Raw genomic sequence first — 11703 nt, 5'->3', positions numbered from 1 at the left:
CTGCCCGAGTTGGTGCGGCGGCTGTGCTGGGACTGGGAGGTCATCTCGGCGAACTCCCGCGATCCGGTCGAGGCCGTCGACGAGCATTTGCGCCTCGGCCAGGCGCGGGCGTGGCAGCGAGAACTCGTGGTCCCAGTGCTGGCCGCGGCGATGACGCAAGCCGCATAGGGCGTGTTCGATAGATTGCTCACCCAGTGCTAGGGCCCCCAAAATGCTTGCCATACGCCCGATACGGCTGGCGTTGTGCCTACGCTTCCCGGCTGGTGGTGAGCGTGACCCAGCGGACGCCCGAGACGTCGTCGCGACTGAAGTGAGGGCATCGAGACTGAAGTGAGGGCTGGTTTCCGCGGGTCGGCATAGCCCTGAGTACAGTCTCGACGCGACCCCGGCCGCCACGGCCGCGATCGCAACTAGTCCAGACGCTCGCTGATCTCAGGTTCGGCCGCGTTGGCACCCAGCGCGGCGACCCACCCGGTGATCCGGCGCGCCACGTCCTGGTCCGTCAGCCCCAGTTCGGTCAACACTTCACCGCGCGATGCGTGGTCGAAGAATTCCTGCGGCAGCCCGACGTCGCGGCACGGCACGTCGATCTCCGCGCGCCGCAGGGCGGCGGACACCGCGGCGCCGACGCCGCCGCTGACCCCGTTGTCCTCCATCGTGACCAGCAGTTTGTGCTGGACCGCCAGGTCGCGAACGGTGTCGGAGACCGGCAACACCCAGCGCGGGTCGATCACCGTCACGCCGATCCCCTGGTTGTGTAGCCGCTTGGCCACCGCCAACGCCATCGACGCGAACGCCCCGACCGCTACCAGCAGCACGTCATGGTTCAACCCATCGGCAGGCACCGCGAGCACATCCACGGTCCCGCGCCGCTCTATGGCCGAAATATCTTCGCCCACATCGCCTTTGGGGAACCGCAGCGCGGTTGGACCGTCGCTGACGTCGAGCGCCTCACCGAGTTCCTCGCGCAACCGGGTGGCGTCGCGGGGTGCGGCCACCCGCATGCCGGGCACGATGCCCAGCATCGACAGGTCCCACATGCCGTTGTGGCTGGGGCCGTCGTTGCCGGTGATCCCCGCCCGGTCCAGCACGATCGTGACGGGCAGCCGGTGCAGCGCCACATCCATCATCATCTGGTCGAAGGCGCGGTTGAGGAACGTCGAGTAGATCGCCACCACCGGGTGCAGCCCGCCCATGGCCAGCCCGGCCGCCGACGTGATCGCGTGCTGCTCGGCGATCCCGACGTCGAACAACCGGTCCGGGAACCGCTTTCCGAATGCCGTCAGCCCGGTGGGGCCGGGCATGGCCGCGGTGATGGCCACGATGTCGCGGCGCTTCTTCCCGTACTCGATGAGCGCGTCGGCGAAGGTCGCCGTCCAGCCCGGGCCCGCCACCTTGGTCGCTTGCCCGGTCGCGGGGTCGATCGGGACGGTGGAGTGCATCTGCTCGGCCTCGTCGGCTTCGGCGGGCGGGTAGCCCATCCCCTTGCGGGTGACGACGTGCACGATCACCGGGCGCCCGAAGCCGCGGGCTTTGCGCAGCGCGACCTCCACAGCGCGTTCGTCGTGGCCGTCCACCGGGCCGACGTACTTCACCCCCAGATCGGTGAACATCAGCTGGGGTGACAGCGAGTCCTTGATGCCGGCCTTGACGCTGTGCAGGAGGTGGTAGAAGGACTCACCGACGAGCGGCATCGCGCGCACCGCGTCGCGGCCACGCTCCAGCGCCTGCTCGTAGGCCGGCTGCAGCCGCAGCGTGGCCAGGTGGTCGGCGACACCGCCGATTGTGGGCGCGTAGCTGCGGCCGTTGTCGTTGACGACGATGATCACCGGACGCCGCGAAGCGGCGATGTTGTTCAGCGCCTCCCAGCACATGCCGCCGGTGAGCGCGCCATCCCCGACCACCGCGACCACGTGCCGGTTGCGGTGCCCGGTCAACTCGAACGCCTTGGCCAGGCCGTCGGCATAGGACAGCGCCGCGCTGGCATGGCTGGACTCCACCCAGTCGTGCTCGCTCTCGGCGCGCGACGGATACCCCGACAGGCCGCCCTTTTTGCGCAGACTCTCGAACTCCGGGCAGCGGCCGGTCAGCATCTTGTGCACGTAAGCCTGGTGGCCCGTGTCGAAGATGATCGGGTCGTGCGGTGAGTCGAAGACCCGGTGCAGCGCCAGCGTGAGCTCGACGACACCGAGGTTCGGCCCCAAGTGCCCCCCGGTGGCGGCGACCTTGTGGATCAGGAATTCGCGAATCTCGGAAGCCAGATCGCGCAACTGCCGCTGGGAAAGGTGCTGCAGATCGGCGGGGCCGCGGATCTGTTCCAGCATCTGGCCAGTCTACGCAGCGAGCGCAAGAGCGTCCGGTTTGACGAGCTCCGACATCGCTTGTTTGGTAGCGTCACGTTGCGGTGAGCCGGGAAGCCTGGTCGGCAGTCATGTCACTGCGACCCCGGAGTACACCATGGCCCCAACTGTCGACCAGAACATCGTCGCGGTTCAGACGTAATGTCACGTTATGCGCGCCGAGCAGTTCGCCGAAGACTTCCCCGTCGTCACGATCGATTCCAATGCTCTGGACGCCGCCCGCACCCTCGCCGAGCACCGGCTGCCCGGGCTCCTGGTCACCGACACGTCCGGCAAACCGTACGCGGTGCTGCCTGCATCTCAGGTGGTGCGCTTCATTGTGCCCCGCTACGTCCAGGACGATCCCTCATTGGCCGGCGTGCTCAACGAATCGATGGCCGACCGGGCGGCCGACAAGTTGCGCGGCAAGACCGTCCGCGACGTCTTGCCGGACCACTTGGTCGACGTTCCGCCGGTCAATGCCGACGACACCATCATCGAGGTGGCCGCGACGATGGCTCGGTTGCGCAGCCCGCTCCTCGCGGTGGTCGACGGCGGACGGTTGCTCGGGGTGATCACGGCTTCGCGCCTGCTGGCCGCTGCCCTGAAGACGTGATCGCGTAGCGATTCGATGAGTGTCGTTGCGATCACCGTCTTCGTGGTCGCCTACGCGTTAATCTCGCATGACCGGGTCAACAAGACCGCGGTGGCCTTGGCCGGCGCGGCGGTCGTGGTCACCCTGCCGATCATCAGCTCCGACGACGTCTTCTACTCCCACGAAACCGGAATCGATTGGGACGTAATCTTTCTGCTGCTGGGCATGATGATCATCGTCAGCGTGCTACGGCAGACCGGCGTCTTCGAATACACCGCGATCTGGGCCGCCAAACGCGCCCGCGGCTCGCCGCTGCGCATCATGGTGCTGCTGGTCGTGGTCACCGCGGTCGCCTCGGCGCTGCTGGACAACGTCACCACGGTGCTACTGATCGCGCCGGTCACGCTGCTGGTGTGTGACCGGCTGGACATCGGTCCGGCGCCGTTTCTGATGGCCGAGGTCTTCGCCTCCAATATCGGCGGCGCTGCGACCTTGGTCGGCGACCCACCCAACATCATCATCGCCAGCAAGGGCGGCCTGTCCTTCAACGACTTCCTGCTCCACCTGGCGCCGATCGTGATCATCGTGACGGCCGTCCTGATCGCCATGCTGCCGCGCCTTTTTCCCGGCGCGTTCACGGTTGACGACGAACGGGTCGCCGACGTGATGGCGCTGGAGGAGAAAGAGGCCATCCGCGACCGCGGACTGCTGATCAAGTGCGGCGTCGTACTGGTTGCGGTGTTTGTCGCCTTTATCGCCCAGCGGCCCCTGCACCTGGAGCCATCCCTGGCGGCGCTGCTGGGCGCCGCGATCCTGATCGTTGTCTCCCGGCAGAAGCAATCCGAGTACCTGTCCAGCGTCGAGTGGGACACACTGCTGTTCTTCGCCGGCTTGTTCGTCATGGTCGGCGCCCTGGTGAAGACCGGGGTCGTCAGGCAGCTGGCGCACCTGACTGCCACGGTGACCGGTGGCAACGCACTGCTGGCCACGATGGTGATCCTCACGGCGTCTTTCCTGATCAGCGGCTTCGTCAACAACGTTCCCTACGCGGCGACGATGGCGCCGATCGTCGCCGATCTGGCGCCGTCGCTGGCGGGCCACGCCGATCCGGGAGTGCTCTGGTGGGCCCTTGCCCTCGGCGCCGATCTGGGCGGCAACCTCACCGCTGTGGGGGCCAGCGCCAACGTCGTCATCCTGGGCATCGCCAAGCATGCGGACAACCCGGTCTCCTTTTGGGAATTCACCCGCAAGGGCGCCGTGGTTACGTCGATGTCGCTGATACTGAGCGCGGTCTATCTGTGGTTGCGCTATTTCGTTTTGAGCTGACTGGACATTCGGAGGAGCACCGATGAGCGCCATCATCGCGGTCACGGTGTTCGTGGTGACCTACGGGCTGATCGCCAGCGACCGGGTCAACAAGACCCTGGCCGCGCTGGTGGGCGCAGCGATCGTGGTTACCCTGCCGGTCATCGACTCCGACGACGTCTTCTACTCACACAAGACGGGAATCGATTGGGACGTAATCTTTTTGCTGCTGGGCATGATGATCATCGTCAGCGTGCTGCGGCAGACCGGCGTCTTCGAGTACGTCGCGATCTGGGCCACCAAACGGGCCCGCGGCTCCCCGATGCGCATCATGATCCTGCTGGTACTCGTGATGGCGTTAGCGTCAGCTCTGCTGGACAACGTCACCACCGTGTTGTTGGTCGCACCCGTCACGTTATTGGTGTGCGACCGGCTGGCGATAAATGCGGCGCCGTTTTTGATGGCAGAAGTGTTCGCGTCCAACATCGGCGGCGCCGCGACGTTGGTCGGCGACCCACCCAACATCATCGTCGGCAGCCGGGCGGGATTGACGTTCAACGACTTCGTGGTGCACCTGGCGCCGATCGTGTTGATTGTCATCGTCGTCTTCGTCGCCATGTTGCCCCGCCTTTTCGGCCCGATCACCGTCGAGCCCGAGCGAGTCGCCGACGTGATGTCGCTGGACGAGCGCGAAGCAATCCGCGATCGCGGCCTGCTCATCAAGTGCGGCGTCGTTCTGCTCCTCGTGTTCGCAGCGTTCATCGCCCATCCCCTGCTGCATCTCCAGCCGTCTCTGATCGCACTGCTGGGCGCCGGGATGCTCATCGTGATGTCGCGGCTGCCCCGCTCGGACTACCTGTCCAGCGTCGAATGGGACACCCTGCTGTTCTTCGCCGGGCTGTTCATCATGGTCGGCGCGCTGGTGAAGACCGGCGTCATCGCGAAGCTGGGGCGCGCGGCGACCGAGTTGACCGGCGGCAACGAGTTGGTCACCGTGCTGCTGATCCTGGGCGTCGCGGCACCGGTGTCCGGGATCATCGACAACATCCCCTACGTCGCCACGATGGCACCGATCGTCGCCGAACTCGTCAAGGTCATGCCGGGCCAGGTCAACCACGACGCGCTGTGGTGGGCGCTGGCACTGGGCGCCGACTTCGGCGGCAACCTGACCGCCGTCGGAGCCAGCGCGAACGTCGTCATGCTTGGAATCGCCAAGCGCGAAGGCAGCCCCATCTCCTTCTGGGAATTCACCCGCAAAGGCATTGTGGTCACCACGGTTTCGGTCATCCTCGCCGGGATCTACATGTGGCTGCGGTATTTCGTGTTGGCCTGAGGTCTTACCCGGGCTGACCGCGCGGCCGGAACCGAGCATCTTCATGAACGACAGCTGCGACGTGGCCATCGCGACGCACACGATCGACATGATCAGCGCAGCCGCCGCGACGACAGGTCCGACGCGTTGCAGCCCGTCCGCCGTCGAGAATGAAACTGGTTGTGCTGCTGACATTTTGATCAGCCCCGCCATTAATCGTTGAAATGCCGCTCGTGGTCCCAGGACTCAAGCCCCAACTGCAGGTTGTGCACGCCGACCGCAGACAACGCGAGTGTCACCAATATGACGACACTCTGGAAGATGCTCACAGCCGGTCCATTTCGCGGGCCATCCGGGCCTTCTCGAGGTAACTGCTGCGCTGCGGGTAGTGCCGTTTCGGTGGCGGAAGCCGGAATGCGCCGCCGAAACCCCGGATTGCGTCGATAAATCGGCGGGAGGTGGACACGGGCCGCGGCGACGTAGCCACTGCGGTGCTGAACATGACCTCCTGCTCGGTGATCAAAACGGGCTCAGGAGAAGGCCCGTGGTCGACCAAGGTTGGTTCGGTATCTTGGACGACATCGGGTGTTGTCGCGGATGTCGTTGGTGATTCAAACATTTCGCCTCCTCGCCGTGTTGGCTTGCCACCGTCGGTGGCGATGTGCTGATAGGCATCGAGTGTCGTCGGCCGGCAAGGCGGTGAGCCAGAGAGCACACACCAAAATTGGCGGGGATGTAGACACCAGTGTCGACAGTGGTGCGCACCTGCCGCCTTGCCCCGAGCGCCGCGTCCCGGACCGTCTGGCATCCGGCGATCCCGTTGGTGCAGGCACCACCGTGGGCACACCAACAGAAACCGTGGTGTCGGCAGGCTGCCCCGGACCTCGACCTTCTCCGACCATAGAAGCGTCGAGCAGAAGGGAACGATCATGAAATCCACGATGCTGTTGAGCACATTCACTCCGGGTCGCAACCCGCGGGCAGACATGGGCTGCCGAGCGTGCGACGAGCGACTGGTCACCCTCGCCGAGATCAAGGCACTCAGGGCTGATGGCGCCACCTCTCAGCTGACCGACAAACGGTCGAGCCGGAGGACGTAATGACTCTGGCGATGGCCCGAAATTGGCCAGTTGTGCAACGGGAAAGCGAAAGTACGGCCGTCCAGGCCGCACTTGTCGACAAACCCGGCATCTGCGGCATCGTGATCATCGGCGATGCGGGGGTCGGAAAGACGACGTTGGCCCGGGTAGTGACGCAGGCACTGCCCACCCCGGTGCGCTGGGTTGCCGGAACGGAGTCGGCACGGAGCATCCCGCTGGGCGTGTTCGCACCGCTGGTTGGCGCGGCGACACCACCAGACCCGATCAGCTGCTTGGCCACCGCCCGCGAAGCCCTGCTCGCCGGGGATCATTCGGTCATCGGTGTCGACGATGCCCACTTGCTGGACCAGTTGTCGGCCACCCTGCTCCATCAACTGGCGCTCGACGGATCCATGCGCATCGTCGCCACGGTGCGTTCCGGCGAATCGGCGCCTGACGCGATCACGTCCTTGTGGAAGGACGGGTATCTGCAGCGGCTTTATCTCGCTCCGTTCAACAAAGAGCAGTCCGTGCGGCTCATCGAGCAAGCCTTGGGCGGCCGTGTCGAGGGTCTGAGCGCGGATTTGATGTGGGACGCATCGGGCGGCAACGCCCTGTTCTTGCGGCATCTGGTAGAGGGCGCGCTCGAGGCCGGCACGCTGCGGCAGGTGCGCGGAATCTGGCAGCTGCGTGGCCGCATGGCGGTTACCTCAGAGCTGGCCTCGCTGCTGTACGGCCGGGTCGATCAGCTGCCCGAACCGGTGCTCCGCGTGCTGCAGGTGCTGGCGTGCTGCGAACCGCTCGACCTCGACACGCTGTCCAAGATCGCCGGCGACGACGCCGTCGAGGCGGCCGAGACACGGGGGCTGATCCGGGTCACCAAGGACCACGGCATCAATGTCCGGTTCAACCACCCGCTCTTCCGTGAGGTCCTTCGCCGGCGTTTCGGGACGGCGGCGTCGCGGCGGTTGAGTGCTGAGCTGGTCCGCGCCTTGAAGGAGCGGCGGCCGACCACGCCCGCCGAGCGGATGCGGTTGGCGGAGCTGACCATCGACAGTGATCAAGGCGCCGACGTCCCGCTGCTGGTGGCCGCCGCCCGAGATGCGGTAGCACTGACCGACATCACCGTGGGTGAGCGTTTGGCGCGTGCCGCGGTAAGTCGAGGCGGCGGGCTGGAGGCCAGCGAATTGCTCGCTCGATCGCTGTCGTGGCAGGGCAATGGCGTCGAAGCCGAGGAGGCGCTACGGCCGTTTCACCCCGATGCGCTCAACGACCCCGATCTGGTCCGGTGCGGTATAGCGAGGATCGCGAACCTGCAATGGTCGATGGGCGACACCGAACGTGCCGCCGAGGTGCTGAAGATGTTGCGGGCCCGGGTGAGCGACCCGGCGCTGCGGCTGCTGGTCGACGGCATCGCTTCGGCGATGCTGTGCTTCGAGAACCAGCTGGACCAGGCCGTCGCCCTGTCCCAGCACGTACTCTCTGACGAAACCGCCTGTGCCGCCGCGGTTGAATGGGCGGTCTTGGGCGGCGCGTTGGCGCTCGCGTTGCAGGGACGGGGAGACGAAGCTGCGGCAATGGCCAAGCGCGGGCACGCGATCGAGAACAGAGTCGACGGACTGCTGAGGTATCTGACCGCGTTCGGCGAGGTTCGCGCACTCGCGCTGGTCGGCGAGTTTGCCGCTGCTGCCAAGCAATCCGCTGGATTTGTGCAGATCTCGTCGGCCGGGCAGTACCTGGCGTGGAGCATGGCCAACGTGCTGGCGGGCACCGTCGACCTAGCCCGCGGCCATTTCGCCGACACTGTTGCCCGGATGGAGCAGACCGTCGCGGCGTTGACATCCGAATCGGCCGCGTCGTGGAGCTTCCCGGCACGGCTGCTGCTCGCGCAGTCGTATTGTGTGCTGGGCCAGGTGGGGCCGGGCGCCAAGATGGTGGCCGAGCTGCGGACCCGGTTCGGCCGGCACGTTGCGGTGTTCGGGCCACAGTTGCGCATCGCTGAGGCCTGGCTGGCCGCGGCCGAGGGAAACGTCAGCTCCGCAATCGATTCGGCGCTTGACGCCGCGGGGCGCGCCGAAGAGTCCGGCCAACGGGCGATCGAAATGCTGGCGCTGCACGACGCGGTCCGGTTCGGTGACCAATCCTGCTTGGGCCGCCTGGTCGACGTCGCGACAGCTGTCGGTGGGCGGCTGGCGGGGGTCATCGCCGCCCACGCCGCCGCACTGCGCGACCGCGATGCCGGGGCGATTTTTGCCGCCGCGCACCAATTCGAGGAGATCGGTGCGCTGTTGTCGGCAGCCGACGCCGCCGCGCAGGCAGCGTTCGCGTTCCAGGCGTGCGACGACCGGCGGCGTGCGGTGGAGGCCGCCGCAGTCGCCCACCGCCTGGCTGCCGAATGCGGCGGCATCCGCACTCCCGCACTGGAAGTCGCGGCGCACCCGCTGCCGTTGACGATGCGGGAACGCGAAATCGCGAATCTGGTCGCGGCGGGGCTCAGCAACAAGGAGATCGCCGACCGGCTGGTGGTGTCGGTACGCACAGTCGAGGGCCACCTCTACCGCGCCTGCATCAAACTCGACATCTCCGATCGCGAACAACTGGCCGCAACCATCCGCGGCAACCGGGTCGCGACTCGCTGAACTGCAGGCCGGCCTGCCGACCCGCAGAAAATGCGGCTGACTCCCGCTGAGCTGCGGTCTTGCTGCTGTGGGATACTTGCATTCAATTAGGTAGTGCACTACTCAGGCGCACCGGCGCCAATACCGGGATAATTGCAGAGGTCAACCCTGACGGTTTCGAGCAGCAAATCGTGAATGAGTAATCGTGAACGGCCGGGGAAGGATGGCATTGAGGTGAGTGGTCCGATTTCGGTCCTCATTGCCGAGGATTCCCTGCTGGTCCGAGACAGCGTTCAGCGGGCATTGTCGATCGACCCCGATGTGACTGTCGTCGGCGCCGCCGAGGATTACGACTCCACCATCGAACTCGTCGAAAAGCATCACCCGACGTTGCTGCTCACCGACGTGCGGATGCCGCCGACGTCGACCGACGAGGGCATTCGCCTGGCCCGATGGATGCGGACGGCGCACCCGGATACCGGGGTGATCGTGTTGTCGCAATACGCCGATCCCAGCTATGCGGCGGGGTTGCTGGACGGCGGCACGGCCGGCCGCGGGTATCTATTGAAGGAACGCATTTCGCATTTCGACCAGCTCAGCCAGGCGGTGCACCAAGTCGCAGCCGGTGGCACGGTGCTCGATCCGCTGGTGGTGGAGGCGCTGCTGGCCCAGCCGCGTTCCGCCGCAACGCTCAGCCGATTGACGCCCAGGGAACGCGAGGTGCTCGCCGAATTGGCGACCGGGCACAGCAATCGCACAGTGGCGGAACGGCTGGTGTTATCTCAGCGGGCGGTGGAGAAGCACATCAATTCCATCTTCGCCAAGCTCGGTCTGACCGTCGACGACCAAGTTGATCGACGGGTCAAGGCGGTGCTGATGTTTCTCGATGACGTCTCCGCCTGACAGTGGTGTGTACACCATGGTGTGCAGCGAACGAGCCCTGAAAAATGCACTAGGTGAGGGATGAACGGGTACCGGTCTGGGTCGTCGATGACCAGGCCAGTTTCCGGCTCGCTACTGCCGCCACGGTGGCCGCGACGGAAGACTTCGTCATGGCCGGCGAATGCGAAACCGGGGAATCCGCAATCGAACTCCTTCGGGACGGCGGTGCCGGGATCGTGTTGATGGATATCCACATGCCCGGAATGGGTGGCATCGAAGCCGCCCGGCGAATTCACGCCGCGCACCCGGATCTGATGGTCCTGCTGATGTCGACCTATGACCTCGAGGACCTTCCCACGGGAGCCGCCGAGTGTGGCGCCGCGGCCTACTTTCACAAAGAAAACCTGCACCCAGATCTGCTGACCCGGTTATGGCGAGCAGCCCACTGACGCCCAAGGCGGCGACCCCGTCGGTGCCCTACTGGCGGGTGCCGAAGGTTCTCCTGCTGGCAGCGGTCCGCTCTTCGTCGGTGTTAGGTCACGACCTGATCAACCGGTTCATGGCGGAGCGATTTCAGCTGTTCCTCGCTGGTTACATCGCCTTTTTCGTGGGTGCCGGAGTGGTGCTGCCGGGGTGGGAGTACCTCTTTCTGACGCGATCCCCCTGGTTGCTGGTCCTGGTCGCGATCTGCGGCGCGCACAGTGTCGTGCTGGGGGTCGCGCTGCACCTGGCGCGGCGCGGTAGACACGAGCAATCGATCACGCTGGCGTGTATCAGCAACTTGGCCGCCATTATGCTCGTCACGTTCGTCGCACCGAACCTGCTGCCGGCGACAGTGCTCGCGGCCCTGGTGCCGGTCGTTTTCGCCGAGCCCTACGTCCGCTGGCGGCGAGGGCTGGTTCTCGCCGTGGTTACCACCGGCTGCGTACTGACCATGGCTTTGGTCGCGCGCTTTGAGCACGTCGCCGCGTCGGCCGCCCAACCGCCGCACTGGATCGAGACGGCATTTATCGTCATCGCACTGCCGGTCAATGCCTTACACCTGCTGGTGATCGTGTGGAACAACGCCGCGGCGCTGCGGGTCTCGGAGAACCTGGTCGCCGAGCGGGCCGCCCAACTCGAGGCCTCCCGCAGCCGGCTGATCACCGCCGCCGACGAGGAGCGGCGCCGGCTGGAACGCGACCTGCACGACGGCGCCCAACAACACCTCGTCGCGCTGGCGGTGCTCGTCCAGCTGGCCCGCACCGCCGGACCCGACCGATTTCAGCCGCTGCTCACCGAGGCGAGCGGGCTGGTGGAGACCGCGATCGCCGAGATCCGCAGACTGGCCCACGGCCTTTACCCGCCGCTGCTCATCAACGGCGGCCTGGACCGCGCCCTGCCGGCGGTCGCCGCCAACACCCCCATCCCCGTGCAGCTGGACCTGCAGGGCCTGGGCCGCTACCCCGCCTCGACCGAGGCCGCCCTGTATTTCTACTGCAGCGAAGCACTGCAGAACGCCGCCAAACACGGCGGCCCCGACACCACGGCCACCATCACCGCCCGCGCCGACGACCAGACGCTGACCCTCACC

The 11703-nt window shown here is 66.1% G+C and carries 10 protein-coding genes and 1 pseudogene; 9 read left to right on the top strand and 2 right to left on the bottom strand.

Annotated features, from left to right (window positions below):
• Positions 1–168 (top strand): annotated as a pseudogene (locus VML93_RS20395) (ribonuclease D); the annotation flags it as partial.
• Positions 169–410: 242 nt separating this feature from the next.
• Here the strand turns inward: VML93_RS20395 and dxs are convergent.
• Positions 411–2324 carry a 1-deoxy-D-xylulose-5-phosphate synthase gene (dxs, locus tag VML93_RS20390; protein ID WP_325613460.1) on the bottom strand — a complete coding sequence of 638 codons (1914 nt, stop codon included), beginning with the start codon at positions 2322–2324 and terminating at the stop codon, positions 411–413.
• A 187-nt stretch (positions 2325–2511) separates the two neighbouring features.
• Here dxs and VML93_RS20385 point away from each other — a divergent pair, with 187 nt between their 5' ends.
• Genes VML93_RS20385 through VML93_RS20375 form a run of 3 tightly spaced genes read left to right on the top strand, consistent with a single transcriptional unit; the run spans position 2512 to position 5572 of the window.
• On the top strand, positions 2512–2955 hold the full coding sequence (locus VML93_RS20385) for a CBS domain-containing protein (protein WP_325613458.1): 444 nt from the start codon (positions 2512–2514) through the stop codon (positions 2953–2955).
• 15 nt (positions 2956–2970) lie between these two features.
• Complete coding sequence (locus tag VML93_RS20380; RefSeq protein WP_325613456.1) at positions 2971–4260, top strand: ArsB/NhaD family transporter; 1290 nt, start codon at positions 2971–2973, stop codon at positions 4258–4260.
• 22 nt (positions 4261–4282) lie between these two features.
• On the top strand, positions 4283–5572 hold the full coding sequence (locus VML93_RS20375; RefSeq protein WP_325613455.1) for an ArsB/NhaD family transporter: 1290 nt from the start codon (positions 4283–4285) through the stop codon (positions 5570–5572).
• A 304-nt stretch (positions 5573–5876) separates the two neighbouring features.
• Here VML93_RS20375 and VML93_RS20370 read toward each other — a convergent pair whose 3' ends face one another.
• Entirely contained in the window at positions 5877–6170 is a 294-nt protein-coding gene (locus VML93_RS20370; protein ID WP_325613454.1) for a hypothetical protein, read from the bottom strand.
• A gap of 310 nt (positions 6171–6480) precedes the next feature.
• Between VML93_RS20370 and VML93_RS20365 the strand changes: the two genes are divergently transcribed.
• The 5 genes from VML93_RS20365 to VML93_RS20345 all read left to right on the top strand — a co-directional run.
• Positions 6481–6651: a hypothetical protein gene (locus VML93_RS20365; protein WP_325613452.1), complete on the top strand. Its 171-nt coding sequence runs from the start codon at positions 6481–6483 to the stop codon at positions 6649–6651.
• Between the two features lie 11 nt (positions 6652–6662).
• Positions 6663–9269 carry an ATP-binding protein gene (locus VML93_RS20360; protein ID WP_325613462.1) on the top strand — a complete coding sequence of 869 codons (2607 nt, stop codon included), beginning with the start codon at positions 6663–6665 and terminating at the stop codon, positions 9267–9269.
• A 213-nt stretch (positions 9270–9482) separates the two neighbouring features.
• Positions 9483–10151, top strand: coding sequence for a response regulator transcription factor (locus VML93_RS20355; protein WP_325613450.1), 669 nt, complete (start codon positions 9483–9485; stop codon positions 10149–10151).
• Between the two features lie 53 nt (positions 10152–10204).
• Complete coding sequence (locus tag VML93_RS20350; protein WP_325613448.1) at positions 10205–10579, top strand: response regulator transcription factor; 375 nt, start codon at positions 10205–10207, stop codon at positions 10577–10579.
• A partial coding sequence (locus VML93_RS20345; protein WP_325613447.1) for a sensor histidine kinase occupies positions 10561–11703 on the top strand: 1143 nt, incomplete at its 3' end. The genes VML93_RS20350 and VML93_RS20345, both read left to right, overlap by 19 nt.

The organism is Mycobacterium sp. (genome assembly GCF_035499775.1).
Classification (GTDB): Bacteria; Actinomycetota; Actinomycetes; order Mycobacteriales; family Mycobacteriaceae; genus Mycobacterium.
Note: the sequence above shows the minus strand (reverse complement) of the source record. Positions and strands in the feature narration are given on the sequence as shown.